Consider the following 26,119-nt stretch of genomic DNA (forward strand, 5'->3'; position numbering starts at 1 on the left):
TTTTTCATCAGAGTTTCCTTTTGCGAGCCAGAGTATAAACCGATGCACACTGCATCAGCATACTTAAACCTTAGCTAAACAAAAACAACGTTGTCATTCTCATAATATAGGTTAGATTTAATTTAGCCATTTTATGTTATTCGTCAGACGTTTCTTACGTAAATATGATATCGGTCATTACCTGCAGGAGGGGCTGCCTGCAAAATGCATGTCTTTTAATTGCGCCTTTATTTCATCGCTAAATGGCACGAGGTTTATATATGCTAAATAATGATAAGCAGGATAAAGCGTTAGCTTTATCTGAGCGCCCCTGGTATCAGCGTAGTGTGGCAGAGATATTCTCCGAACTGCAGAGCTCATCAGCAGGATTATCCACCGCCACTGCGCAGGAACGCCTGCAGAAACACGGTCCCAATGCCCTTCCGCAAAAAGCTGAGAAATCGGCTCTGCTCAAATTCATCGCGCATTTTAAAGATGTGCTGATCTATATTCTGCTGGCCGCGGCGGTGATCACCGCGATCATGGGGCACTGGGTCGATACCTTTGTCATTATCGGCGTGGCCGTCATCAACGCCCTGATCGGCTTTATTCAGGAGAATAATGCCGAGAAGTCACTGAAAAGTATTCAGAACATGCTTGCCAGTGAAGCGATGCTGGTGCGGGATGGCAAACAGGTCACGGTCGCGACGCGCGATATTGTGGTTGGTGACGTGGTGATGTTACGCCCGGGCGACAAAATCCCGGCTGATTTGCGACTGTTTGAGGTCAATAATCTGCGGGTTGAAGAGGCGATTCTCACCGGAGAGTCGACGGTGGTGTCGAAGAACACCGATACGCTGAGCGGTGAAAAGTCGCTGGGCGACCGTCTCAACCTGGCTTTTTCAGGCACTACCGTCAGTTCCGGCACCGCCGCAGGCGTTGTGATCGCCAGCGGCGGTGATACTGAGCTGGGCCATATCAACGAAATGATCAGCGGCATAAAAGAGGTTAAAACCCCGCTGCTGGTGCAGATCGACAAACTCGGTAAAGCGATCTTTTTCATCATCCTGCTGATGATGGTCGCCCTGTTTATCTTCGGCTATCTGCTGCGTGACATTCCACTGGGCGAGCTCTCGCTGTCCGTCATCAGCCTGGCGGTTGCTGCGGTTCCGGAAGGTCTGCCTGCCATTATCTCTATCATCCTGTCGCTGGGCGTGCAGTCGATGGCGCGGACCCAGGCGATTATCCGTAAGCTGCCGACTGTTGAAACCCTGGGCGCGATGTCGGTGATCTGCTCCGATAAAACCGGCACGCTCACCATGAATGAGATGACGGTGAAAGCGGTGGTGCTGGCGAAGAGCCGCTGGCGCGTCAGCGGAAACAGCTATGAACCCAAAGGGGAGATTGTTGCTGAGCAGGGCGACGCAAGTGGACTCTCTGCGGCACAGGATCCGCTGTTTCAGCAGTTCCTGCATGCGGTAGACACCTGTAATGAAAGCCAGCTGCGTCAGGAAAGTCAGGGGCACTGGACGATTGTTGGCGGCCCGACTGAAGGTGCGCTGAAGGTGCTGGCGGCGAAGGGTCAGACGACACCTCAGCCGGTTGAGGTGGTGAGCAAGCTTCCGTTCGATTCCCTCTATAAATATATGTCGGTCAGCTGTGTTGCCAACGGCGAATCTTATGTGCTGCTGACCGGTGCACCAGATGTGCTGCTGACACTGTGTCAGCAGCAGCAAACGCCGGAGGGGGCAGAGCCGATAGACCGTGCGTACTGGGATGCCGCCATCACCACCTACGCCAGCGAAGGGCTGCGCACCGTTGCCGCCGCCTGGAAGAGAACCTCTGCACCCGTTACCGAACTGGATCATGCCGATCTGAAAAGTGACATGGTGCTGCTGGGTCTGGCCTGTATGATGGATCCCCCACGTCCCGAGGCGATTGCCGCCATTGACGAGTGCCAGAAAGCGGGCATTCGCGTCAAAATGATCACCGGTGATCATCAGGAAACCGCGATGGCGATTGGTCAGATGCTGGGAATCGGTAACAGTCAGGCTGCTATCACTGGCTATCAGCTTGAACACATGAGCGACGCCGAACTGGCCGACGCGGCAAAAACCTATGACATTTTTGCCCGCACCAGCCCGGAACACAAACTGCGTCTGGTGAAAGCGCTGGAAGCGAGCGGCGAGATCGTCGGCATGACCGGCGACGGCGTCAACGATGCTCCGGCGCTGAAACAGGCCAACGTCGGTATTGCGATGGGTATTAAAGGCACCGAGGTGACAAAAGAGGCGGCCGATATGATTCTGGCCGACGATAACTTTGCCACCATCGCTGCGGCAGTCAAAGAGGGACGTCGGGTTTACGACAACCTCAAGAAAACCATCCTGTTTATCATGCCCACCAACCTGGCGCAGGGTCTGCTGATTATTATCGCGATTCTGATGGGCAATCTGCTGCCGTTAACCCCGGTACAGATTCTATGGATGAACATGGCAACGTCCGCCACGCTGTCATTTGGTCTGGCGTTCGAGCCTGCTGAAGCGAATGCGATGCGCCGGCCACCACGCAATGTCAAAGCACACGTGATGGACGCTTACGCCATCTGGCGCGTGGTGTTTGTCGGTCTGCTGATTTCAATCAGTGCCTTTGTGCTGGAAGCCTGGCTGCAACCGCGTGGCTATAGTGCCGAGTTTATCCGTACCGTGCTGCTGCAGATGCTGGTCACCGCGCAGTGGGCTTACATGCTTAACTGCCGTAATTCAGATGGCTTCTCACTGGATCGCGGTCTGCTGAAAAATCGCGGTATCTGGCTGGTGACGCTGGTACTGATTGTCCTTCAGGCGATCATTATTTATGTGCCATTGATGAACACGCTGTTTGGTACCCGTCCACTGCCGATTAACTACTGGCTGATTTCGCTGATTGTCAGCATCGCGATCTTCATCGTGGTTGAGATCGAAAAACGCCTCACCCGCGCATGGCGGGTGAAGACGCCATCACTGAGTTAATTCTGCCTCCGGGTCCTGCTGCGGATAGCTCGCCAGCAGGACCTTTTTAATCAGATAGGTCAGTGGAATAGCCAGTATCCCGCCCGTAATCCCCAGTAACGCCTGCCAGAACAGAAACGCCAGCAGCTGCGTGGTCAGCGCCAGGTTGAGTCGTTTACCAATCAGCAGTGGTTCGATCACCGAACTCAGGCAGAGGTTCAGCACCACAAAGAATCCTGCTACCGCCAGCGCGATCTGTAAATCAAACATGATGTAACTCTGGATCACCGGCGGAATGGCGGCCAGAAAGGAGCCAAGCACCGGCACGTAATTAAAGATGAACATCAACACGCCCCAGAAAAAGGCAAACTTCAGCCCGATCAGATGCGCACCGACGCCCACGATTAACCCACCCAGAATACTGGTCAGCGTTTTCACTCTGGCATACACAATCACGCTCTGAATTCCCTCCTGCAGCGCCAGATAAAAGGCCTGATGTTTTCCCTTTACCCGCTGTTGCAGTGCAGCTTTCAGCAGCGGCATCTCATAGAGCATAAACAGCAGCATCAGGAACACCATGATCCACCATGAGATGACGCCAGGGATTTGCGTCAGAAATGCAGTGACGATGCGCACTATCGCCCCTGCATCCACAAAGGTCAGTAACTGGTCGGGCGTCATACCAATATCAAGCCGGGCAAAGGCCAGCGTCAGTTGTTCAAGCCGGGCCGCCAGCAGGACGGGCGCCTGACGGCTGAGCTGCATTAAATCGGGCGTCAGTACGGTTAACTTGAGGATAGTAACCACCATGATCAACAGCATCAGCATAATCACCAGCAGTGACGAGACGATGCGCGGTATGCGTTTGTTTTCCAGACGGGTAATCAGGGGATCAAGCATGATTGCCAGTAACATCGCCAGCAGGACCTGATTGATCAGCGGTGCTGCCAGATAAAGGCCGGTCAGAATAATGGTCAGACAGGCGAGGATAAACAGTACGCGTGCCAGCGGCGGCCAGAGGGTAAACCAGCTCAGTCCCATGATTGGGCTCCTTCAGCAAAGATAAGCTGCAGTATAGATGAGGCTTAAGCTTCAGTGCCTTGCGTCAGGTCAGAGGGAGAAAGGCTTGTCTCAGGGCATAAGAGACGAGCATCGGTGGCTACCGGCTCTTGTTCAACGCACGAATGCGCGACTAAAAGCTATGCGGATAATTTATTTACGATCCGGTTTCAGCCGACGATCAAACCGGAACGGAATAGCCTCAGCCTGTTGAACTATACGGAAGAAATCGGGGTGTTCAGGATTTAACAGATAGTTATATTCTACAGGGGAGAGGGCACTGGGAACACGCAACGCAACCGCATCGCAGGCAGAGCACCAGGCGTCTCCATAGTCAGCCAGTTCTGCCGGTGCGTCTTCATCGGCCCAGTTTGCAGGCAACTCAGTGATATCAGCGGTCTGAATCAGCGCATCGGGAACATCGATGCGCAGAAGTGTGAACGCGTCCAGGATGTGTGCTGAGTGCAGATGGACCAGTGTTTCCAGCAAAGTCAGCGATGCTGTTTCAGAAACATAAACCATGGAGATGCCGATGCTGTTCCAGCGGCCGCCCGCCTCTTTTGCGCCAAATCCCGTCCAGGCTGTCGAAAGATACTTTGTCTTGGTCAGCCTGTAGAGAATCAAGAGTAAACTCCGTGCTCCAGGCGCGTGATTAATTTCATGACCTCGTATGCCCCGGTTTCAGACGCCATCAGTTCTGCGGGCATTTTCCAGCTCAGCGCCCTGTTAGGCTCATTCAACCATTTTTGCGCTTCATCCTTATCACCTTCGAACAGTTCAACTGCGCGATCAATGACACGGATAATTCGTACCAGTCGTTCACTTTGTTCAGCGCTGAATTTCGCTTTCACGCTCCGGCTGAACGTCGTGGAGGGAATACCGGACATTTTGCGCAGATCGTTTTGCGTAATCTTCGCCCAGTTGACGATCAGGTGAGCTACGTTGCCATCAAGGCCTTCATTAATCTGGCCCAGCAGGGCGACACCATCAGCGTTGTTCAGGCCTGCGGCCTGCCATAAGCGTGGCGCCCTGGTTTTATTCGCAGAAAAGCTGAATGTTTTCATCTGTCACCTCCAATTGGTCATTTAACTATAACCATTTGGTGTGAAGGGCGCAAATTTCAGGATCTGGTAAATCAGGAAAACCGGTCACTCTAAACCTTTCAGGGTCATGTGTCAGAGCAAGTCGCGACTCACACATATTCATAAGTTTCATTACTGGGTGAACTGGCTGCCGGAAAAGGGGTTACGTCTGCACAAATAGCACTGGCATGGTTGCTGGCACAAAAACCGTGGATTGTTCCCATCCCCGGCACTACTAAGCTGCACCGGCTGGATGAAAACCTGGGTGCTGCCGACATCACGCTTTCACAGGACGACGTGCGGCAGATAGAAGAGGCGCTTGAAACGATAGAAATCGTCGGCGAGCGTTACTCCCCTGAGCATCAGGCTCGTGTGGGCCGTTAAGATTCAGGCGGGTCTGCATCGAATTGTAGACCCGCTATTCCGGGTGCCGAAGCGCATCTATCATCAGCGCAAAAGCGGGCGGATGCTGTATACGGCTCGGGTAACAGAGATAATAACCGGGAAATGCAGGGCACCAATCCTGCAGAATCTGAATAAGCTTTGCGGATTTTACATGCTCCGTGATCGTATCTTCAGGAACACAGGCAATACCAAAACCCGATAATACGGCATCGATTCTTTCTGACAGAAAATTAAACGTGATCTGTTCTTCAACTCTGACACGTAACGATTTTCCTTCCTTCTCAAACTCCCCGTGATAAAGGTTTTAATTTCGGCCATACGAGAGTTCGAGCTGCATGCTCCCCTGCGGAAAAGCGGATATTGCCAGAGGGCGTTCCATTGAGTTGAACCAGAGATGCCAGCTCCTGCTCAAGATCGGCAATACGTGGCTCAGATGGGTCTGATTACATAACGCGAGATTAAAACGGTGTGCCTGACGTGCCGAACATGTCTGGGCCTAAGCCTTTCACGCGCCGTCGATACGGTGTTTTATCTGAAAAGGTCATGGTGAGGGGCGGGTTCCTTTTCCAGGCGAGCCCCAAGCATAAGTAAGCCTTTATCTGGCGGACAAATCAGTCTATCTTAAAGGAAATGATCATTCTCTAATGGTGTTTGCGATGAACGATAACCGTTATAAAGAGCGGGGACGACCACGGGCGTTTGATACCGATGCGGCACTGGACAGCGCAATGCTGGTATTCCGGCAAAAGGGCTATCACGCCACCTCGATCGGCGATTTGGGCCAGGCTATGCAGCTCACTACCGGCAGCATCTATAAAGCTTTTACCGACAAGCGCACGCTGTTTGCAAACGTCTTTGCTCGCTATCTCTCAATGCGTAACAGCAGTTTAGCGGCGCGGCTGACGCAATGTGAAAATGGTCGTGAGCAACTGGCGGCGCTACTCAATTTTTATGTGGATTCAGTGCGCGATGTAGAAGGTGAGCGCGGCTGTCTGGTGGCTGTCAGCGCCGTAGAGCTGCAAACTCTGGATGAGGAACTTGCCGGAGCCGTCAGCGCGGCGCTAATACGCAACCAGCAGAATCTGCAGCAGATAATCAGCCTGGGTCAGCAGGATGGTTCGGTCAATCCAGTACTGGACAGAGAGGCCACCGCTTCGCTGATGTTTTGCATCGTGCTGGGGATGCGGGTCGCCGGTAAAGTGGCTGCTACCCGGCCCGATGCCAGCATCATCCCCCTGGCACTGAAGTTACTCGACTAAATTTTTTACTCATTAAGGAAATGTTCGTTTCCTTATTATCCGGAGGTTTTATGCCCGTATATCCACTCTACCAGCACCACTTTATTAATATTGACTCGCAGCGGCTGCACTACCTCAGCGCAGGCAGTGAACACGCTGAGGCTGTGGTTCTGCTCGCGGGTTTCCCGCAAAGCAGTTATGCCTGGCGGGAGGTTATTCCCTTGCTTGCCAGCCACTTTCATGTGATCGCACCCGACCTGCCAGGGCAGGGTGATTCTGACTTTCCAGCCAGTGGTTACGACACTGACAGCGTGGCAGAGCGCATACTGGCGCTGCTGAACCAGTTGGGTATCGAACGCTTTCATCTGGCCGGGCATGATATCGGGGCGTGGGTCGGCTGGTCACTGGCGGCAGGCCATCCCGAAAAGGTCAGCCGTCTCGCGCTGCTGGATGGCGGCATTCCCGGCATCACGCTGCCTGACTCGCTGCCAATGGTGGGTGATAGCGCCTGGAAAACCTGGCATTTTGGATTTCACTGTGTGGATGATTTACCGGAAGCGCTGATCACTGGCAGAGAGGCGATCTACCTCGACTGGTTTTTTAACCGTAAGTCAGCAAATCCACATTGCATAGATGCGGCGGCCCGTCATGAATATCTGCGCGTTTTTCAGCAGCCCGGGGCCTTGCGGGCCGGACTGGCTTTTTACCGCGCTTTCGCACAGTCGGCAGAGCAGAATCGACAGCGCGCGTTAAAAGGCAAACTGGCTTTACCGCTGCTGGCTGTCAGTGCCGACCAGGGATCGATACCCGATATGGCCACCCCGCTGCGCACCGTAGCACATCAGGTAAGCAGTAAAACGGTTCTCAACTGCGGCCATTTTATTCCCGACGAACAACCCGAGAAATTAGCGGAAATACTGGCAGACTTCTTTATTCCCTCTCCGGATAAAAGTGAAATATCAGCTCAGTGACAGTAGGGAAAGTAATGTCATGTGGCGGATTATTAATATTATTGCTGATCCGCTGTTATCTCATACAGTTTTCCAATAATTAACACTATCTTATTGATTTTTAAGTATGTAGAGCAGGCTGTTGCGCGTTGCTTTCTGTCGCGTGCTGTGAATAAATAAACGGTCATCAACGTCCGTCATCAGGATGAGATTAAAATAGCGGTCGGCAGCAGAGTGCCGATCGCATATTGCCGGGGCTGCTATGAATCAGGAAAAAGCACGACTGGCCGGGGAAATAAAAGCCAGAGTTAATGAACTTGAATCGCAGTTAGTGGCGATTCGACGTGATATCCATGCGCATCCGGAATTAGGCTTTGATACACTGCGCACCGCCAGTCTGGTCACAGACTATCTGCAGGCGCTGGGACTGAATCCCCGCACCGGCGTTGGCCGCAGCGGTGTTGTGGTGGATATCGACGGCGCAGAGCCGGGTAAGACGCTGCTGTTGCGCGCCGACATGGACGCGTTGCCGATCCATGAGCAGACCGGTCTGCCGTTTGCCAGCCGCTATCCCGGAAAAATGCACGCCTGTGGGCATGATATTCACACCGCAACGATGCTGGGTGTGGCAACGATCCTGCCGCACTATCGTCAGCAACTCAAAGGCCGGATCCGGCTGATATTCCAGCCCGCGGAAGAGACGCCGGAAAGTGGCGCTGAGGCGATGATTGCGGACGGCGCGGCAGATGGCATCGACTGGGCTGTGACCCTGCATAACAAGCCTGAACTGGCTGCGGGGGAAGTCGCCCTGACGCGCGGGGCCAGTACCGCCTCCAGCGATGAATTCGACGTTACGGTGCATGGCGTATCGACCCACGCGGCACGTCCGCACATGGGCACCGATCCGATCATCGCGACCGTGCATCTCATCAGCCAGCTACAGACCCTCATCTCGCGTGAACGCGATCCCGCTCACTCCGCCGTATTAACCATCGGGCACATTCAGGGTGGTACCACCCACAATATCATTCCCGATAGCTGCCTGTTTCAGGGCACCATCCGTACTAAGTCGCCGGAAGTACGCGCTGCTATGGAAATCTCGTTTAAACGGATGTGCGAAGGGGTGGCGCTGGCGCAAAACGTGCGGGTGGAGGTTAACTTCCAGCGTGGTGTCCCGCCTTTGATGAATGACGATCGCCTGATCGATTCACTGGAACAGATTCTGTCGCATCAGTTTGATAAGCCCATCATCGCGCAGCCCAGCGCCAGCTTTGGTGCCGAAGATTTTTCATTGTTCACGGAACGGGTACCGGGCTGCCAGATTCATATTGGATCGGCCACGCCGGGCCGTGACGATCACCTGCATAACTCCGACTATCAGCCGGACGAACGCAGCATTACCGCCGGGACGCAGGCGCTGACCCGCCTTGCAATTGATTTACTCTCTTAATAATAAATAAATGAGGTTTATATGATGATGTGTAACCGTCTGTTCACGGCTTCTCTGACCGTGGCGCTGCTCGCCACTTCCGCGTTCAGCCAGGCGAAAGATTTCGGCACCCTGAAGTTTGCGACTGAAGCGGCTTATCCTCCGTTCAACCAGACCACACCGAGCGGTAAAATCGTCGGCTATGAGCCGGATATGGTGGCGGAGCTGGCTAAACGTGCTGGCTTTAAATATGAAATCATCGCCCAGAAATGGTCGGGCATGATCCCAGGCCTTATCGACGGTAAATATGATGCGGTGATCGATGCGGTGACCGTAACGCCAAAACGTGCTGAAGCGATCGATTTTACCCATCAGTACACCGTCAGCATCTCCAGCTTTGTGACTGCGAAAAAAAGCCCGCTGGCCACGCTGCCAGGCAGCGGCACGATTGTGACGGCGGATGATGACGCCGGCATGAAAAAAGCGATCGACGATCTGAAAACCACCTTCAAAGGAAAAACCATTGCGGTGCAGGTCGCTACCATTCAGGCGGATTTCCTGCAGAAATACCTGGGCGATGTTGCCACTATCCGCACCTATCAGGCGGGTCCTGAAACCTTTGCCGACCTGATGAATGGCCGGGTGGATGCCGTCATGGCATCTCGTACCAACCTCAATGCCTTTGTGAAAAAACATGCTGAGGCGATCAGCAGCAGCGGCTATGGCTTCTCCGGTGGCGTGCTGGGCGCAGGCTCGGCGATTGGTCTGCGTAAAGGCAACAGTGAGCTGCAGCAGGTGCTGAATCAGGCGCTGGACTCCATGATCAAAGATGGGACGCTGAGCAAACTGTCGATCAAATGGTTTGGCGAAGATGTCGCGCCGAAAGCGTAACCGCTGATGCTGATGAATATTGACTGGCAGATTCTGGGCTTCGGGGATGAGGGCTGGGGTGGCGTGCTGCTTAATGCCGCCGCCGTCACCGTCAGCGTGTCACTCTGCGCCTGGCTGCTGGGGGCATTGCTGGGCAGCGTGCTCTGCTGGATGCAGATTGCCGGTTCACGCTGGCAGCAGCGACTGGCCGCAGGCTACATCACACTGTTTCGCGGCGTGCCGGAACTGCTGGTGATCTACCTCTTCTACTTCGGTGGACGACAGGTGGTTTCCACCGTGGGCACCGCGCTGGGCTTCCAGGGACCGTTTGATGTGAACGGTTTCGTGGCGGGCGCGATTGCCATCGGGCTGATCTCCGGAGCCTATCAGAGCGGGGTATTCCGTGGCGCCTTCTACGCTATTCCCTGCGGAACGCTGGAAGCGGCGACGGTGACCGGCATGGGACGGCTGATGATGTTTCGCCGCATTATCGTGCCGCAGGCGTTACGCACTGCACTGCCCGGTATGGGCAACCAGTGGCAATCGGTGATCAAAGAGTCGGCGCTGGTCTCGGTAACCGGGCTGGTGGAAACGATGAACCAGGTCTCCACCGCAGCCAACTCCACCCAGATGTCCTTTTTCTTCTACAGCGTGGGTGCGGTGATCTACCTGATTATCACCACCTGTTCCGATATGGTTTTCCGCTACGTGGAAAAGTTTGCGATGCGCGGTCAACAGCGCGTGAAGGGGTAAGGAGTCCACGTGGATATCATGTTTTTACAGCAGACGCTGCTGGCGCTGCTGAAAGGATTGCCGCTGACCATCAACCTGGCGCTGCTCTCACTCTTTGGCGGCGGCGTGCTGGCGCTGCTGCTTAATCTGCTGCGCATGACGCGTGTCGGCAGCGTTTTCTGTCGCTTCTACGTCTGGCTGTTTCGCGGTACGCCACTGCTGATCCAGATCTTTATGGTCTATTACGGCCTGGGCAGTTTACCGGCGGTGCGGGAAAGCCTGTTCTGGCCGCTGCTGCGCGATCCCTACTGGTGCGGCTTACTGGCGCTGATTCTCAATGATGCCGCCTATACCTCGGAAATCCTGCGCGGCGGCCTGCGTGCCGTCAGTCAGCAGTCGCTGGAGGCCGCTAAAGTCTCGGGCATGTCGTCGTATAAGATCTTTACCCGCATCACCTTACCGATTGCGATTCGACAGGCATTACCGGCCTACAGCAATGAGATCATCTCGATGATCAAAGCGACGTCACTGGTCAGCACCATCAGCCTGATGGAGATGACCGGCATTGCCGACTCGATAGTCTCTTCCACTTTCCGGGCGCTGGAGGTGTTCCTGAGCGCGGCGGTGATCTACCTGATACTCACCATGCTGGTCAGCAAAGGGGTATCGATGCTGGAACGACGCTTATCACCTTACTATTTTGGAGCACGCTCATGACCGCACCTACCATCATGCTGAGTCATCTCAGAAAGAGTTATGCGGGACACGAAGTGCTGCACGACATCAGCCTGACCGCGCAGGATGGCGATGTGATATCGCTGATTGGTGCCAGTGGGTCGGGCAAAAGTACGCTGTTACGCTGCATCCCGTTTCTTGAAGTACCACAGGCGGGTGAAATTGCGGTCGGTGAGGTGAACGTCACGCTGGATAACGCCGACGAAAAACTGAGCCGCGAGCAGCGCCGTCGCATCAAGCTGATGCGAATGCAGCTCGGCTTTGTATTTCAGAGCTTCAACCTGTGGCCGCATAAAACGGTGATGCAGAACATCATTGAAGCGCCGGTTCATGTGCAGAAGCGCAGCCATAAAGAGGCGATTGAAGAAGCGGAAGCGCTGCTCCATAAAGTGGGACTCTATGCAAAACGCGACGCCTGGCCGTCACAGCTTTCCGGCGGACAGCAGCAGCGTGTGGCGATTGCGCGAGCGCTGGCGCAGCAGCCGAAAGCGATACTGTTCGATGAGCCAACTTCGGCGCTGGATCCGGAGCTGGTGGGTGAAGTATTGCGGGTGATCCGCAGTCTGGCGGAAGAGGGACGTACCATGATTATCGTCACCCATGAAATGGGCTTTGCGCGTGACGTGTCGAACAAAGCGGTGTTTCTGCATCAGGGTATGATTGAGGAGTCCGGTTCGCCGGAGCAGGTGTTCCTCGATCCGATCTCGCCACGCTGCCGCGCCTTTGTGAACAGCCACTTTGAGCGCAATGCAGGCTGAAGCGGCATTCTGATAAGGCTGACGCGCTGAAATTACGTGTTTTGAGATCAGAAAACCCCGGAAGATTTTCCGGGGTTTTTACAGCAGCCAGACCACGTTATCCAGAACGATCAGCGCGATCTCACGCCCGGTCCTGAGACGATGCAGCAGCAGGGCGGCCCGCTTCAACCATTGCCTGCCATTGCTGATAGCTGGGACGGCTCTGGATTTTTGCATACCACGCTTTCAGGGCGCGACACTCGTCAGGAACAGCAAGTTTCACCAAAGCCGCGAAAATCATTCCGCCGGTTACGGCGATATCGGCCATCGAAAACGTATTGCCCGCGACATAAGGCTGCGAGCGTAAAACGCCGTCAAAGTAGTGCATCCCTCTGATGGCCTTTTCACGCATCTTCGCACCCCATTCCGGATTCTGATAGAGCTCAACCTCCGGTCCCAGCCCTGCGGTGGCATGATGAAAATAGACGCTGACCGCATCAAGAAATTCGATCTCAGCCCGTTTGGTCATCATATGGATTACGCCTTTTTCTACCGGCGTGACGCCTGTCAGAAGCGGGTTATCATCCAGCACATCGAGATATTGCGTAATGGCAGTGCATTCAGCGATCAGCGTTCCGTTATTCAGCGCTAAAACCGGCAGGGTCCCGGAATAATTGATCGCTAAAAATTCAGGTTTTTTATGCTCACCTTTCCACAGGTTGACCGGAATAAATTCGACCTCAGAAAGTAATCCCTTTTCCGCCAGGGCAATCCTGACCCGTGCAGGATAAGGGCCATCATACCAGTCATAAATCTTCATCGCGGGGAGTGACGGAACTGCAGATGCATTGTGGATATCAGTCATGATTAAGTTACCTACCTGTCAATTGGTAGGTGGATTGTGGGGCTGAACTTTCTTTATGTCAATCCCTGTCTACCAGTTGGCAGGTAATTATTTTCCCCTTATAATACGTCTCCACCTCATGAAGGAAAACTGAGTTATGAGCCTGAACGCGCGCGAAGCCATTCTGGCGGCAGCAAAAAGTGCTGCCCAGAATCATGGCTATAATGGGATTAATTTTCGCAGTATCGCTGACGAAGTAGGCATCAAGAATGCCAGTATCTATTATCACTTTGCCAGTAAGGCCAATCTGGGGGCCGCGGTCGCCAACCGATACTGGCAGGATACGGCTGAGGATTTAAAGAATATCCGCGAGCAAAGTGCCTCACCGGATGAAGCGTTGCAGCGCTATCCGCAGATTTTCCGCAAGTCGCTTGAAGATGCCAACCGGCTCTGTCTCTCCAGCTTTATGGCGGCGGAATATGAAGATCTGCCCGAGGAAGTGAAGTGTGAGGTTCAGTGTTTCGTTGATGCGAACGTTGACTGGCTGACAGAGATCCTTTGCGAAAAGTCGCCCGATAACCCGGAGAAAAATGCGCAGCGTGCGCTGGCAATCTACACCGCAGTTGCCGGCGCGCAGTTAATAGCCCGCACGCGCCAGGATATAACAATTTTTGATAACCTGATTGCGACCTATCAGGAGAGCGGCCTGATTCCGCTGTCACACTGAATTAAAACGACACCGCGCCTGAAAGAGTTGCAGGCGTCAGCACTCACAGCTTCAGGGTTATCAGTGAAAGCAGCAGTGAACATTCAGGGTTAAATCGCACTATGGCGCAAGCCGCCTGCCAGATTTGTGAACACGTCGATTATCTTTGGCAGCGCCTTTTCCGGCTCGCTGCTGGAAGCGACCCACAGTGCGGCATTCAGCGCCGCGCTGTTCAGCAGATGAGCGGCGGCATCGACGTTGACCGGCTTCATTATCCCGCTGTCGATAAGACGGGTAATCGTTTCGCGCGTGGCTTCCAGGCAGCTATTCTGGCTGGGCCATTGCGAGGGATCCCCCAGAAAAGCCGGGCCATCGCGCAGCACAATGCGTTGCACTTCGGCATCCATTGCCATTCGGATGTAGGCGATGCCTTCAGCCACCAGCTTCTCCCATGCATCGCTCACCCCAGACGCTGCCGCTTTAGCTTGCTGCGCCATTTCGCCATCAACCTGTGCGACGACCGCCGCAAGCAGCCCCTTTTTGTCACCAAAATTGTGGTAGAGCGCCCCGCGTGTCAGACCTACGCTGGCCGTCAGTTCATCCATTGACGCGGCGGCAAAGCCTTTTTCGGCAAAGGCAGTACGTGCTGCTGCAATCAGTTTTGCCCGGTTCTCTTCCATTGTTTCAGCGCGACGTTTAGCGGCCATAGATTCTCCTTTCACATACGCGAGGTATATTAATTGACATACGCGACGTATGTGTGATTAATTTGACATACGCCGCGTATATTAAATCAAACGCGTGTGCGCTGCATCCTGCAATCCCCTAAAGGCTATTGAGGAAATTCTAATGATCACCCGCGAACCCATTTTTCCTGCAAATCGTCACGCTCTCTATGAGCAGCATGGTTATTCAGCGGCTATCCGCTCAGGCGATCTGCTGTTTGTCTCAGGTCAGGTGGGCAGCCGTGCCGACGGTACGCCGGAGCCCGATTTTGCTGCTCAGGTTGAACGGGCATTTGAGAATCTGGCAGCCACGCTCGCTGCGGCAGGGTGTACCTTTGACGATCTGATCGATGTCACCACGTTTCACACCGATCCGGAGCAACAATTCGAAACCATCATGCAGATAAAGCAGCGCGTTTTTCCGCAGCCTCCTTATCCTAACTGGACAGCGGTGGGTGTAACGTGGCTGGCGGGATTTGATTTTGAAATTAAGGTGATTGCGCGCATTCCCGATCAGCGGGACGAACGGAGCCTGTCACAGAGTGCATAAAGCGTGAGTGGCAATCTGCCTGTCAGGCACTTTACACCGGAGACGGGCGCTGCGATGACATGCCCGACGTTAAATATGCTGGCATCACAGACAGGGATGTCCCGCGCTGCATTTGCAAAACACTTTGGTCAGAAGGTTGGAATTACGCCCATAGAATCTCTGACGCAACGGAGGATGCTGCTCGCCAGCGATCGTCTGCAAAATTCAGGCGAGACGATTTCAGGCGTTTCTGCCGCACTGGGATATGAGTCGGAGAGCGCCTTCAGAAAAGCATTTAAGCGTGTTACTGGCGCTCCACCAGGAAAGTTAACCCATTCGAAAAAGTTTTGAAGGTTAATCGAAAACCCCATTAATTACGGCGGTCACGACAGCGGTGCTCAGGGCTATCAGCACAAGATTATCTCCGACAGCTCGCCATTCGTAACCAGGGTAATAGGGCAGCTCATTTAGCATTGATGATGGCAAACTTTTTTTGGCGATACCCGGAGGCAAAGGTTTACCACGCGCAACTTTTTTAGCTATTCCTGGCGGCAAAGACTGATAGCCGACAAGGCCATAATTGACGGCAAGTTTACGTGCAAGAGAGTAGTTGATATCTGACTCGACGTGATCGGGTCGTCCAGCGTTCTTACGATTTCCATGTTTTTCTTTCGGACCCGCATTACCATGCCCCTTGTTTCCGTGCTCTCCGTTTTTGCCGTTATTACCCGGGTTTCCGCTATTACCCTGACCGCCACCACCGTTGCCGTTGCCCGGATTTGCGAAAACGGGCGCAGCAAGCACGGTACAAGATATCACCACCGCAAATGCGGCTTTTAAAGCGCGAGATTTGAGCATGTTATCTTTCCTTAATATTATTCAGTAATCTGAACCAGAAAATATAAAGCGAAGTAAGGAGGTAATATGAGTTCAACCTCTTCACATTATTATGTCACCTGTTAGTTATTACTCAGCATTAAACGGCCGACAACCACATAGCAATCTTAAGAATTATCTCAAATTAATCAAAGAAAAGCTGTACGATGTTTTGATATTTCGTATAAATTTTATGCTGAAACCCTTGCTAACAATAGATAAATTTTCGGCTTTAAGCGAGGCGGAATACATTATCTTTATTTTTATGCTGCTGCAATTCATTGTTTATACTTGCGATTACCTGATTTTAGTACAACGCTTAATCACTCTGCTACATAAGACACCTTAAGTGAGGTAGAAAACATGACGACTCATGAGACGGAGCAGGTAATTGTGAGCAGAATTTTTCTGATATCGGTCTTCCCATAATATGCAGGAGTTCAAAATGAAAACTAATAAAAGCTATAAAGGATGGCTGGCTATATCAGCTGTCGTCGCTCTCTTCAGCACTGCCAGCGTACAGGCTGAGACGCAGACAAGCGCCCCGCAGGGTGGGAATACACCGCAGACCGTAAAGAATGACAAGCTCAGCCCTGGTGATGAAAAAGCACTGAAGGATATGGCGCAGGCCAATATCAATGAAATTGCCGCCGCCAAAATTGCGCTGAACAAAACACAAAGTGCAGAAGTTAAAACCTTTGCACAGAAGATGGTCGCAGATCATGGCAGTGCCCTGACAAAAGTTCAGGCGGTTGCTAAGCAAAAAGAGGTGACATTACCGACTGCGCCAGACGCTAAACATAAGGCCATGGCCGACAAGCTGGAAAAGCAGAGCGGCGGTGCCTTTGACAAAATGTATATGGAAAACGCCGGAATAATGGATCATAAGATGGTGCTGTCGACGTTGAAGAGCGACGCGACGAAGATAAAGGATCCGGATGTGAAGGCGCTGGCTGACGCGCATACCCCTGTTGTAGAACAGCATCTGAAGTCCGCCCAGCACATGGCGATGTAACCAGGCTGGCTGGTTCCGAATTATCCGCAAGTGCTGTTACGGGATCATCGGGACCAGCCAGAAACGACATAATCCACCATCGGCTGGAGTTTCTCTCTCGTTACGCCAGCCTTTGCCTGAACAGCCATGCCCTGCGCTCAGACACATCGGTATAACTGGCTTGAATTGCGAGCTTCAGGAGCCATCAAGCCCCAGCGTTTCACGACGCAGGAAGGCCCAGTCAATCAGAGCAGTCATTGATGGCCCAAGCGCTTTTCCCAGATCGGTAAGTGAGTACTCAACACGCGGTGGAACTTCGGGATAAACCGTGCGTGTCACGATGCCATCCTGTTCCAGTTGCTTAAGCTGCTGGATCAGCATTTTTTGATTTACGCCCTCAATCCGGCGCTCCAGCTCTGAAAAGCGCAGCGGGCCTTTAGCGGCGAAAAGCTGACAGATAATAATTGTCTTCCATTTACCTTCAATAATCTTCAGCGCTTCGGTGGTAGCCTGAGCCCACACCAGTCGCTGTTCCGGAATATCACAACGCCAGTCTCTTTCCATACTTACCTTCAGGTTAGTAACCCACTATTTTGTCGGTTCTTGTTGTTTATTCAGTGAATATGTAGGGTATCTCACTCACCACAGAATCAGGAGCGAAATATGAAAATCGGCGTAATTGGCACAGGTAATATCGGTGGTACCCTGGCACGTAAGCTCAGTGAAGCGGGGCACAAGGTAAAAATCGCTAATTCACGTGGAGTTGATGGCGTGCGTGTTTTTGCGGGTGAAATTAATGCAGAACCCACAGACATCAGGGGAGCGGTTACAGACGTCGAAGCCGTGATTCTCTCCATTCCGCTGCCGGCACTTAGCAGCCTGCCTGATGGGCTTTTCGATCACCTTCCACCCCATGTCCCGGTGATCGACACCAGCAACTACTATCCTGGCCTGCGCGACGCACCGATTACTGCACTGGATAATGGGCAGACCGAAAGCGAATGGGTTCAGGAGCAGATCGGGCACCCTGTGGTTAAAGCTTTTAATAACATCCTTGCCGACTCGCTCGCCGAGCTGGGCCAGCCGCAGGGAAGTCGGGGTCGTCTGGCGGTTGCCGTAGCGGGAGATCATCCTGAAGCTGTGCAGACGGCCATGTCACTGGTTAACGACACAGGCTTTGATCCTGTGTTCTCTGGGACTATCGCTGAATCATGGCGTCAGCAGCCCTGCACACCTTGTTACTGCTGTGACTGGGAAGCGCCCGTAATGCTGCGAGCTCTGCCGTTGGCCAGAAAGGGCGAAGGGCTGACCCGGCTGCCACAGCTTTATGCCAGTTTCGCGACGCTGGGTGATGCGCCCTCTCATCAGGATATTATCGAAAATAACCGTGCCATAAACTGGCCGGTTTAAATCGTCCGGGAAGGATAATCTGTCTGCATTAAAGTTCTGGATAAAGATTGATCTGAGAATATTTTTGCATGGTGGCTTGCTGGCTCAGGCATCAATTGTCCACGGCATTGCTCTACAGGCTTGTCCTTAAGCCTCAGATCCAGATTACTGACCGGCGAGTGCGGTAATGAAGTCGCGATAGGTATGCAGTGGGCGGCCAGGCAGGGTGACCAGACGTTCCCGGTCGCCCTCCTGTGGAAGCATCCCATCACTGACGTAACGTTCAGCCATCAGCCGCATTTCATACGCCATCCAGCGCGGCATAAACTCCGCCATATTGGCTTCGAATGCATCCGGATTATCTCCTCCATAAATTACCGGACGGCCCAGAAGCTGTTGCCAGGCTGCTGCTGCCTCTTCTCCGGTCAGCGTATCTGGCCCCACGAGATTGAGCGTTTCGACCGGTAATTCTTCGCCGGCCTGGTTGCGCCTTATCAGTTTAATTGCGGCCACTTCAGCAATATCCCGTGTATCGACCATTACAGTTACGGATTATCAGACCTCTTTACGGCCCAGATAACGCTCTTTCATCAGTGACAGTTTTATGCCGATATCCAGCGCCGGCGATGGCGGCATGAAACTGGCCTTGCCCAGCGACAGCATATCCGCAATATGCGGGTTGTCCTGTTTCATCATGAAATCCGCCAGCAGACTGCCCGCCACGGTCTGTTTTGAAACGCCTGCGCCATTACAGCCACCCGCCGTACAGATAAAGTTGTTCAGCATGCCCCATTCAGGCGCGCCGTTTCGCGTAACACTGATGGTGCCGGACCAGGTGTGGGTTATCTTTACGCTGCCCAGGGTCGGATAGACTTTATGAAATAAGCGCTGATGCAGCCGGGTCGCCTGCCAGGTCTGCGCGGCATTCACCTGACCGCTAAGTGCGGGTATCACGTGCTGGCGAATCAGGAAACGGCGGTCTGAGGTAAAACGGAAGGTTGCACCGGCAATCGCATTAACCGGCGTAAGCCCCCAGCTCTGCATGGGAGGCAGAGTAGCCAGTTGTTCATCGGTCAGTGGATCGGTAATGCTGGCGAAGGTCGCCATTGCAGCCTGACGCGAAAGTCCCGGTCGCAACTCTGGCGATAATGCATTGGTGGCCAGCATCACCTTTGGCGTTTTAATGGTGCCAAATGGTGTCAGCACTTCAGCTACGCTGCCGTAGCGGATCCCCAGCACTGGTGTATTATCGAACCGTTGAACATTTTCAGGTAAATAGTGGTTTAGCCCGGCGACCAACTGCGCCGGATTAACCAGCACACAGCCTGGTGTGTATATCCCTTTGCTGTAAAAGCGCGTACCGAGTTTAAGGTAAAGCTCCTCGCTGTCTGACATCTGCCATGGCTCATCCATTAAATCGAGGTGGCTGGCGTACTCCTTTAAAATGCGATCGTTGCCACGCTCAGCCTGGCAGTGATATTTACCAACCTGTTCCCAGTCACACTGAAGATGATGCTGAGAAATAACCTGCTCCAGTTGACGAATGCCTTCCTGAAGCAGGTTACGGTAAGCGTTGGCCTTATTTAATTCAGCGGTCGAGCTGCCAATATTATGAGGCAGACCGATAACAAACCCGGAATTACGTGCCGATGCGCTTTCCCATGTGCTGTGCGCGTCGACGATGATAATTTTCAGACAAGGATTAATTTCAGCCAGGCGGCGCGCAAAGGCAACACCTGCAAATCCCGCGCCGACGATAACCCAGTCGGCAGTGATATCCTCTCGCAGCATGGGCTGCAGCGGAAAACAATGCTCACCCGCAGGCCAGCCCAGTTGATTGTGATTAAATGGTATCGATGCGTAGCGCAATTCCCTGTGCCCTTATCTGAAAAATAAAGCAATTTTATAAGTTAAAGCGGGATATCTGTGCCAGCGGTAATCTGACTAATGTTGATTTCAGACAAGTAAAATTCAGGTGGATGATTTTTGAGTTAACAACCAAAGGTGGCACGAATTTTCGAAGAAGAGATGATAACGCGACTGTTATGGGGTTTATTTTCTGGTGTCAAAGACCGAAAACAGTGATCTGCAGAGGCGATATATTCATGAGGCCCGAGCAGGGGAGAGCGAAACGGAACAGGTCGTCCTGTTAACGGGCTATTTCGAGTGAGGATCCGCCCGTGAAAACGATGCCTGTACGGCATCAAAGCGTTTTATAGATTTCAGCAATGACCTGCATCGTTGCCTCTTCTATGGTTCCTTCATTGCGACATAAAAACCAGCCGTGGTTGGTCATCTCCTGCTCGAACACTCTGGTGCAAGCGACATGCTCTTCCAGCCTGTGAATGACTGTACTGCCCAGCCCACGCGATCGTGCCGCGGCTCGTTCCCATGAAACTTCAGGTGCCGTGACCACCCCGACATGCAGGTCTGGCGCTCGCACGTTGAGCTCAATGTTTCGCTGCAAAATCTCTGCAAAGGGCACCAGCCGCCGAAACGCGGCATCAGACGGATACCAGCGATCCATCAGGATAATACAGTTCTCAGGCTGCTTGGTGAGTACGTTCTGTGAAATCCAGGCTCGGCTAACGGCAAAGCGTTCACAAATTTCCTGCTCCAGTTCGACGGAGGGATTTCTGGCGAGCCTGTTAACCAGCGCCATTGTTTCCGGCCTGAAGGGATCGCTTTTTTGCTCACTAAGTCGGATCACCTTCCTGTTATCTGCTCTTAGTACTTTCGTAATGGACTCCAGCAGGGTGGTTTTACCGGTTCCCTTGGGCCCATCCAGAGAAACAAACAGCTGACGACTCATGCCAGGAATGAGAAGTGAGTTAAGATTTTTGTGAATCGTCCATCTGGTAAAAACATCTTATTTTCCTGGTTTGAATAGCTGAATTTACATCGTTCTCTGTAGCCGTCAGGCACGTCAGCGTGAACATGATTTTTAAACAGACCCTGGTGAACACGCTGGTAACGGTTCTGACGTACGAGTTTATAGAACAGGATGTCAGTCAGGTAAGCTTAATAGTTGAGGCCTGTGCGGTGTAGTTTAAGGGAAGCGTCTGGAAAACGGAAAAGATCGTGCCTGTTCTGCCATTTACCCATTCAAACGCATGTCCTTAATCGCAATAACGAGCCCTCAAAGACAATCCCCCGGTACGTGCAGAAATCTGGCGAGTAGAAATTATCTATATTATGCTCATAAACCTTTGTTAAATTGATCCTAATCCAATCCTGCCTAAGGTGGTTAAATGTCTGACGAAAAGGCAATCAAACTGGAGACTGCTTTAAAACTGGCGGCCGATCATCCAGCAGAACGACCTGAGTTTTACCGGGTACTGTTAGATTCATCGCTTTACGTCCTTGGTAGTTCCGGAGGGACAACGGGTGATGGTGAGGTCGAACTAAAGGCGGGTGAGAATATCTCGATTCAGCACTGGGAAAAACCGGATGGAACGCCTGTCATTCCGGTATTCAGCTCGCTTGCCACCCTGCAGCGCGCCATCAGCCAGGAAAGTAAATACATGAAGTTGCCTGCCAGAGCCTTTTTTGAAATGACGCGGGGAGAGGGTGTGTTTCTTAATCCAAGGTCGGATTACGGAAAGGAGTTTGTGCCGGAAGAAATAGAAGCCATGCTGGCGGAAGGAACGGGTCGCCTGCCGCAGACAAGGGTGGTTGAGGAAGAAACACAGGTATTAGTGGGAGTACCTGCCGTTGTTCCGGACAGGCTTCTGAAAGAGTTATCTGCCTGGTTTGCAAAATGTCCCGGGGTCAGCCGTGCATTCCTGGTTTTAATGCACGACCCGTCAGTCGATGATAAACCGCATTATCTGGTGGGGGTGGAAATGAGCGGTGATGTGCAAGAGGTGATGCGTGGTGCGGGTCTTGTCGCAGCGGATACCTCTCCGGATGGGCAGGCGGTGGATCTGATGCGCCTTGGCCAGAACGACAAAGGTCTGGACTCACATATCAGGTCGCAGTTTACGCCATTCTATGTCCGGAGCATGAAGCAAAAACTAAAGGGCATGTTTGGACGCTGAACGCTGAACGGCTTCTGAATGTTGTCTTGTAACCAGCGTAGTAAATCGGGGGTGACTTTGATCTCCGGTTTCAACAGTGCCAGTGATAGTGACTGAAATAGGTGATCCAGGGTGGATTTATCTATTTCCGCTATGAGCGAGAATGGGACATTGTGGCCAGATAAAATTCTGCTATCCCAATACATTGATAACTAATAGATATGTTGAACGATGCAGTTCAGATCTTTAGGTAAATAATCAAATCATAACCTGTTGCGAATCGATAGCATTTTTCGGTATAACTTTCTTAAGGTCTTTATAGATGGGCGCATGTAAATAGGATACGGATGATGATTTCAAAGGAAAATGCAGACCATTATTTCTGGGGTGACGATTGCGATGGTTGGTATCTGGTGAACCGTCAGGACATGCTGGTTATTCATGAGAAAATGCCTGCCGGCACTTATGAAAAGCGACACTTTCACTCCGTTTCCAGACAGTTTTTCTTTGTTCTCGATGGTGTTCTTTCAATGGAGCTGGAAGGTCAGATGCATAATATTAACGCCCTGCAGGGGCTAGAAATTCCACCAGGGTCAAAGCATCAAGCCAGAAACGACACTGAGTTTCCCCTGGAATTTATTGTAATTTCGCACCCAACGACGCGAGGAGATCGTTCTGACCTCCCTTCATCCTGCTGACGATTTATGAACAACGGCTATGGCTTGTCTTAAGGTAAGGCCAGCGCGCTAAATGTTAACGTACCTGAGTATTTGCAACGCCTGCTTATGGCACAAACCTGACCTGCCTTCTGGTAGGTCCGCTATGAGCGAAAAGCGGAACATTAAAAATAATGACATTGCTCAGACCCCATGTCCGCAGCTGACTAAAGTGAAAATAAAATGAATATAAATAGTCTCAAAGCCTTTCCCTTGTTACGTGTACTGATGCTGACGTGGGTGCCCATGTTTTTACAGGGTTGCGCCAGTGCACTTTGCCCTTTTGGCACCACTGAAGGCACAGTTCCGGACTTTAAAAATAGTTACTGGAGATCCACAGATAAAAAACCGGCTAAGACCAATGAACAAGTCCTTGAGGAATGCACCCATGCTGCCGATGCTGAGGAGCAACGCCTTTCGCAGGCCTATCTGCAGCTGTGTAAAACCGGCCATATAACCGGTGAAAACCAACGCTTTGCACAGAGATTACTGGGCAATCCACTCTTTTCTGGCTCTACAACAGCAAAAGTCGCCCCTCAGCATCAGTCAGCTGGTGCAGCTGAAACTCAACTGAGATGGTCGATGTCTCATAGCGATAATCCTCAGGATTTCAAAGAAAATTGTGGCTATTACATTGAAAAGAACGCAGCGGAACGGTCCAGCACCATGCTGGGTTTACAGGTGGGGCATTACAAAGAGCAGGTTTTTAAACAGTGCATGGCAGAAAACCATATGGCGCTCATTGTTCCAAAAACGGAATTCAGTCAGTGCAAGTCGATAGGGTGGTAATTTACTGGATGAGTAAAAGTAATCATGAGTACGCTCTTTGCATGTGTGGCACGGTAGATACTACAGGTTTAATTTATACTATTACCTACTGGGGTTTTTTAAAGAAAAAGCCGATGTAAATGGGGGGAATAGAAAATCGCTATCTTTATTGAGTGGAAAAATAATCCTCAGGTTGGGAATGATGTCATCTTTTTACAGCCCAAATTGATAAGTCGCTTCAAAAATATGGCTTCACCAGACATGTTTATTTTTGCGTCATCCGAGCATATTTATCTTTATACTCACAGTAAATTTTACGAAGTGGTTGAAGGTGAGACAGGTTTACAAAAGAAACTTGTCGAGATGGATAAACAGTATTTCGAGCATAATCCATAATTATCTGGCTGGCAAAATGTTGTCACGTGCTGTCACGTAGACATTATCTAATTAACAACCAGATGAGTCTGTAATTAAAACTACTCATAGGTGTGTCGGAAAGCATCGGAATTTCGACACCCTGGACTCACCTCTTTCCATATGTCTGGCTGAAAAATGATACTATTAGTTCCTTTTTTAACGGTCCTTCTGCCCCGATCCTGATTGATATGTTACTCATCAATCCCAGTAAACCAGATAAGCAAGGGCGGCAGCTGAACAGAAAGCATAGGGGCTTAAAAGCAAAACATCCGAATAAGGCGTTTCACATATCCGGATAACAGGCCATGCCAGTACAACCAGCCAAATGAAGAGTGCAGAGCATATGATAAAAAAGCTCCCCCTCAGGGAAGCGTCAGGATAAAATCGCTTTGAAATCATCGCTAATGGCATGCCAATTATTAAAGAGCCCATCGTGGTCCCAATAATACTCGTCATGACGATAAAAAAATAAGTGAAAATCATACCCACTACGGGTGTACTGCTTTTTCCCCAGGAAAGATAGGTTAAAACCAGTAATGAACCCACGACACTACTAAATATTGCTGATATCACAGATACCCTAATCCAGTTGTCGTTAGTAATGTTCGTCATAATTTTCTCTATGTCTGAGCAGCTATATTGATGCAGCGTATCCGCTTAAATTTTCGCCGCGAGGTTTATAGCAAAACAGGCTTCCGGCGCAGCATCCTCTGTATAGTTGCGCGAGCAGAAGAACCTTATAGCAAAATCAATTAGAGGTAAAATGATGCTTTAATCATTACTTCATAATGATGCAACGGACGTTGTTGAATAAATCGAAATTTTGCTGAGCAGAAGGATCTGATCGCACATCATCTGGCAAAGCAGAAGTCAGGATCACTAACCGGCACCATTGCAATACTGCCCTTATCAACTGCTGTTCCATCACTCTGGCTGGACAATAAAGGCAGCTAAGGTATGGCATGCGTCAGCAATGCCCGTATCACGTGGGCGGCTTGAAAGGGGCAATACCTGCAGGTCACCTCTATCTGGCAGCCTGTGACATGATGAGCCAGCCCAGCAATGTTCATAACGCTTCACCGGGCTATTGCTTGTCTGAAAATATCCGCCTCAGGGAAGAAGGGGGACTGACGTCCTATAAGCGCCAGGCGGAGATTGTACAGACAACATGAGAACAGTGGCCCGGTCTTCTGCATTTATTCTTCAGGAGCGTGGACAAAGCACAGCTTATTCCCTTCCGGATCCCGACAATAAGCCGCATAGAAGTCTGAAGCGTATTCTCTGAAACCAGGTTTACCCTCGTCGGCACCTCCCATTTTCATGGCGAGGTGCCAAATCTCCTGAACTTCTTCCTGAGAAGCGACTAAAAAACTGACCTGCATACCGTTTCCCCAGGTTGAAGGAAGGCCATTTTCAGGCACCTGCACGTAAAACTGAGGCCATCGTTTATAAGGATATTTCCAGCCAACCCCTTTAGCCTGACCGCCATTACCCTCTGGCATCTGTTCAAAGCCTAACTTCGCAAGCAGAGGTTCATAGAAAGCCACTAATGCGTTGAGATCTCTCGCGCCAACGTGAACATGACTAAACATTACCAATTCTCCTGAATGAAATGAGAAATCTTAATGTAGTCCGTACATGTTGTAGTTCAAGTCAGAAAGAGAGTCAGGCATTTCTCTTGAGATTAAAGCAGCATAGGTAAGCCATGTCCGCTTCTGGCAAAACGCTGAATTCAGTTCGCCCGCTATCAGCAGCATGGTTATGCTGCTGCCATCCGTTCAGGCGGTTTGCTGTTTGTCCCGGGTCAGACAGGCAGCCGAGACAATGGCACCCCGGAACCCGATTTTACGGCTACGGTAAAAATGACCTTTGCAAATCTGACAACAACGCTTGCGGCGGCAGGTTGTACGTTTGACTATCTGACTGGAGC

The 26,119-nt window shown here is 51.7% G+C and carries 28 protein-coding genes and 3 pseudogenes; 18 read left to right on the forward strand and 13 right to left on the reverse strand.

The features are described 5' to 3' along the window. Positions 1 to 260 precede the first annotated feature (260 nt). Positions 261 to 2,990, forward strand: coding sequence for a cation-transporting P-type ATPase (locus EPG66_RS12915; RefSeq protein ID WP_182687108.1), 2,730 nt, complete (start codon positions 261 to 263; stop codon positions 2,988 to 2,990). Here the strand turns inward: EPG66_RS12915 and EPG66_RS12920 are convergent. The 3 genes from EPG66_RS12920 to parS form a co-directional block, all read right to left on the reverse strand. After that, a complete protein-coding gene (locus EPG66_RS12920) occupies positions 2,979 to 4,010 on the reverse strand; it encodes an AI-2E family transporter (RefSeq protein WP_010670602.1) in 1,032 nt (343 codons plus the stop codon). The genes EPG66_RS12915 and EPG66_RS12920 overlap by 12 nt on opposite strands. Positions 4,011 to 4,181: 171 nt before the next feature. Then, positions 4,182 to 4,652, reverse strand: coding sequence for an RES family NAD+ phosphorylase (locus tag EPG66_RS12925; RefSeq protein WP_069026891.1), 471 nt, complete (start codon positions 4,650 to 4,652; stop codon positions 4,182 to 4,184). Next, a complete protein-coding gene (gene parS / locus EPG66_RS12930; RefSeq protein ID WP_064703869.1) occupies positions 4,649 to 5,092 on the reverse strand; it encodes a type II RES/Xre toxin-antitoxin system antitoxin in 444 nt (147 codons plus the stop codon). Before parS ends, EPG66_RS12925 begins: the two co-directional genes overlap by 4 nt. Positions 5,093 to 5,236: 144 nt before the next feature. Here parS and EPG66_RS12935 point away from each other — a divergent pair. Further along, positions 5,237 to 5,494, forward strand: a pseudogene (locus EPG66_RS12935) (aldo/keto reductase); the annotation flags it as partial. A 34-nt stretch (positions 5,495 to 5,528) separates the two neighbouring features. On the opposite strand, the pseudogene EPG66_RS12940 reads toward EPG66_RS12935, so the two are convergent. Beyond that, a pseudogene (locus EPG66_RS12940) lies at positions 5,529 to 5,946 on the reverse strand (LysR substrate-binding domain-containing protein); the annotation flags it as partial. 213 nt (positions 5,947 to 6,159) lie between these two features. On the opposite strand from EPG66_RS12940, the gene EPG66_RS12945 reads away from it, so the two are divergent. The 7 genes from EPG66_RS12945 to EPG66_RS12975 all read left to right on the forward strand — a co-directional run bounded on the left by EPG66_RS12945 (position 6,160) and on the right by EPG66_RS12975 (position 12,227). Continuing rightward, positions 6,160 to 6,774, forward strand: coding sequence for a TetR/AcrR family transcriptional regulator (locus EPG66_RS12945; protein ID WP_163658766.1), 615 nt, complete (start codon positions 6,160 to 6,162; stop codon positions 6,772 to 6,774). A gap of 50 nt (positions 6,775 to 6,824) precedes the next feature. Beyond that, the gene (locus EPG66_RS12950) at positions 6,825 to 7,724 is read left to right on the forward strand and encodes an alpha/beta fold hydrolase (RefSeq protein WP_182687110.1); all 900 of its coding nucleotides are present in this window, start codon (positions 6,825 to 6,827) and stop codon (positions 7,722 to 7,724) included. A 241-nt stretch (positions 7,725 to 7,965) separates the two neighbouring features. After that, the gene (locus tag EPG66_RS12955; protein ID WP_182687112.1) at positions 7,966 to 9,153 is read left to right on the forward strand and encodes a M20 metallopeptidase family protein; all 1,188 of its coding nucleotides are present in this window, start codon (positions 7,966 to 7,968) and stop codon (positions 9,151 to 9,153) included. Between the two features lie 21 nt (positions 9,154 to 9,174). After that, entirely contained in the window at positions 9,175 to 10,023 is an 849-nt protein-coding gene (locus EPG66_RS12960; RefSeq protein WP_182687114.1) for an ABC transporter substrate-binding protein, read from the forward strand. 6 nt (positions 10,024 to 10,029) lie between these two features. Further along, positions 10,030 to 10,755, forward strand: coding sequence for an ABC transporter permease (locus EPG66_RS12965; RefSeq protein WP_182687116.1), 726 nt, complete (start codon positions 10,030 to 10,032; stop codon positions 10,753 to 10,755). A gap of 9 nt (positions 10,756 to 10,764) precedes the next feature. Next, a complete protein-coding gene (locus EPG66_RS12970) occupies positions 10,765 to 11,451 on the forward strand; it encodes an ABC transporter permease (RefSeq protein ID WP_010246777.1) in 687 nt (228 codons plus the stop codon). Beyond that, positions 11,448 to 12,227 carry an ABC transporter ATP-binding protein gene (locus tag EPG66_RS12975; protein WP_010246775.1) on the forward strand — a complete coding sequence of 260 codons (780 nt, stop codon included), beginning with the start codon at positions 11,448 to 11,450 and terminating at the stop codon, positions 12,225 to 12,227. Before EPG66_RS12970 ends, EPG66_RS12975 begins: the two co-directional genes overlap by 4 nt. 121 nt (positions 12,228 to 12,348) lie before the next feature. Here EPG66_RS12975 and EPG66_RS12980 read toward each other — a convergent pair whose 3' ends face one another. Next, a complete protein-coding gene (locus EPG66_RS12980) occupies positions 12,349 to 13,071 on the reverse strand; it encodes a glutathione S-transferase (RefSeq protein WP_220495195.1) in 723 nt (240 codons plus the stop codon). A gap of 136 nt (positions 13,072 to 13,207) precedes the next feature. Here EPG66_RS12980 and EPG66_RS12985 point away from each other — a divergent pair, with 136 nt between their 5' ends. After that, positions 13,208 to 13,777 (forward strand): TetR/AcrR family transcriptional regulator, encoded by a 570-nt coding sequence (locus EPG66_RS12985; protein WP_031594309.1) that lies wholly within the window; start codon positions 13,208 to 13,210, stop codon positions 13,775 to 13,777. An 89-nt stretch (positions 13,778 to 13,866) separates the two neighbouring features. Here EPG66_RS12985 and EPG66_RS12990 read toward each other — a convergent pair whose 3' ends face one another. Beyond that, on the reverse strand, positions 13,867 to 14,463 hold the full coding sequence (locus tag EPG66_RS12990) for a TetR/AcrR family transcriptional regulator (RefSeq protein WP_069026896.1): 597 nt from the start codon (positions 14,461 to 14,463) through the stop codon (positions 13,867 to 13,869). Positions 14,464 to 14,605: 142 nt separating this feature from the next. On the opposite strand from EPG66_RS12990, the gene EPG66_RS12995 reads away from it, so the two are divergent. Next, positions 14,606 to 15,031 (forward strand): RidA family protein, encoded by a 426-nt coding sequence (locus tag EPG66_RS12995; protein WP_039387835.1) that lies wholly within the window; start codon positions 14,606 to 14,608, stop codon positions 15,029 to 15,031. Between the two features lie 75 nt (positions 15,032 to 15,106). Then, entirely contained in the window at positions 15,107 to 15,361 is a 255-nt protein-coding gene (locus EPG66_RS13000; RefSeq protein WP_281369290.1) for a helix-turn-helix domain-containing protein, read from the forward strand. A 3-nt stretch (positions 15,362 to 15,364) separates the two neighbouring features. Here the strand turns inward: EPG66_RS13000 and EPG66_RS13005 are convergent, their stop codons facing one another. Then, the gene (locus EPG66_RS13005; RefSeq protein WP_182687120.1) at positions 15,365 to 15,868 is read right to left on the reverse strand and encodes an anti-virulence regulator CigR family protein; all 504 of its coding nucleotides are present in this window, start codon (positions 15,866 to 15,868) and stop codon (positions 15,365 to 15,367) included. 463 nt (positions 15,869 to 16,331) lie between these two features. Here EPG66_RS13005 and EPG66_RS13010 point away from each other — a divergent pair, with 463 nt between their 5' ends. After that, positions 16,332 to 16,901, forward strand: a complete 570-nt coding sequence (locus EPG66_RS13010) for a DUF4142 domain-containing protein (protein ID WP_182687122.1) — start codon at positions 16,332 to 16,334, stop codon at positions 16,899 to 16,901. Positions 16,902 to 17,075: 174 nt separating this feature from the next. Here the strand turns inward: EPG66_RS13010 and EPG66_RS13015 are convergent, their stop codons facing one another. Further along, positions 17,076 to 17,444: a winged helix-turn-helix transcriptional regulator gene (locus tag EPG66_RS13015; RefSeq protein WP_031594296.1), complete on the reverse strand. Its 369-nt coding sequence runs from the start codon at positions 17,442 to 17,444 to the stop codon at positions 17,076 to 17,078. A gap of 99 nt (positions 17,445 to 17,543) precedes the next feature. Here EPG66_RS13015 and EPG66_RS13020 point away from each other — a divergent pair, with 99 nt between their 5' ends. After that, a complete protein-coding gene (locus tag EPG66_RS13020) occupies positions 17,544 to 18,290 on the forward strand; it encodes an NADPH-dependent F420 reductase (protein ID WP_031594295.1) in 747 nt (248 codons plus the stop codon). 144 nt (positions 18,291 to 18,434) lie between these two features. Here EPG66_RS13020 and EPG66_RS13025 read toward each other — a convergent pair whose 3' ends face one another. The 3 genes from EPG66_RS13025 to EPG66_RS13035 form a co-directional block, all read right to left on the reverse strand. Then, a complete protein-coding gene (locus EPG66_RS13025) occupies positions 18,435 to 18,809 on the reverse strand; it encodes a Rossmann-fold NAD(P)-binding domain-containing protein (protein WP_083069388.1) in 375 nt (124 codons plus the stop codon). A gap of 15 nt (positions 18,810 to 18,824) precedes the next feature. Beyond that, the gene (locus tag EPG66_RS13030; protein WP_182687124.1) at positions 18,825 to 20,138 is read right to left on the reverse strand and encodes an NAD(P)/FAD-dependent oxidoreductase; all 1,314 of its coding nucleotides are present in this window, start codon (positions 20,136 to 20,138) and stop codon (positions 18,825 to 18,827) included. A gap of 334 nt (positions 20,139 to 20,472) precedes the next feature. Then, the gene (locus tag EPG66_RS13035; RefSeq protein WP_182687126.1) at positions 20,473 to 21,081 is read right to left on the reverse strand and encodes a dTMP kinase; all 609 of its coding nucleotides are present in this window, start codon (positions 21,079 to 21,081) and stop codon (positions 20,473 to 20,475) included. Positions 21,082 to 21,520: 439 nt separating this feature from the next. Here EPG66_RS13035 and EPG66_RS13040 point away from each other — a divergent pair, with 439 nt between their 5' ends. The 3 genes from EPG66_RS13040 (at position 21,521) to EPG66_RS13050 (ending at position 23,793) form a co-directional block, all read left to right on the forward strand. Beyond that, positions 21,521 to 22,309: an enhanced serine sensitivity protein SseB C-terminal domain-containing protein gene (locus tag EPG66_RS13040; protein ID WP_083069390.1), complete on the forward strand. Its 789-nt coding sequence runs from the start codon at positions 21,521 to 21,523 to the stop codon at positions 22,307 to 22,309. A 329-nt stretch (positions 22,310 to 22,638) separates the two neighbouring features. Then, the gene (locus tag EPG66_RS13045; RefSeq protein ID WP_083069895.1) at positions 22,639 to 22,986 is read left to right on the forward strand and encodes a cupin domain-containing protein; all 348 of its coding nucleotides are present in this window, start codon (positions 22,639 to 22,641) and stop codon (positions 22,984 to 22,986) included. A gap of 201 nt (positions 22,987 to 23,187) precedes the next feature. Next, positions 23,188 to 23,793 carry a hypothetical protein gene (locus tag EPG66_RS13050; RefSeq protein ID WP_083069391.1) on the forward strand — a complete coding sequence of 202 codons (606 nt, stop codon included), beginning with the start codon at positions 23,188 to 23,190 and terminating at the stop codon, positions 23,791 to 23,793. Between the two features lie 594 nt (positions 23,794 to 24,387). Here the strand turns inward: EPG66_RS13050 and EPG66_RS13055 are convergent. Beyond that, positions 24,388 to 24,801: a hypothetical protein gene (locus EPG66_RS13055; RefSeq protein WP_083069392.1), complete on the reverse strand. Its 414-nt coding sequence runs from the start codon at positions 24,799 to 24,801 to the stop codon at positions 24,388 to 24,390. 584 nt (positions 24,802 to 25,385) lie between these two features. After that, positions 25,386 to 25,781, reverse strand: coding sequence for a VOC family protein (locus EPG66_RS13060; protein WP_069026903.1), 396 nt, complete (start codon positions 25,779 to 25,781; stop codon positions 25,386 to 25,388). A gap of 138 nt (positions 25,782 to 25,919) precedes the next feature. Here EPG66_RS13060 and EPG66_RS13065 point away from each other — a divergent pair. Beyond that, positions 25,920 to 26,111 (forward strand): annotated as a pseudogene (locus EPG66_RS13065) (Rid family hydrolase); the annotation flags it as partial. Between the last annotated feature and the right edge of the window lie 8 nt (positions 26,112 to 26,119).

This window comes from Pantoea pleuroti, assembly GCF_014156615.1.
GTDB classification, from domain to species: domain Bacteria; phylum Pseudomonadota; class Gammaproteobacteria; order Enterobacterales; family Enterobacteriaceae; genus Pantoea; species Pantoea agglomerans.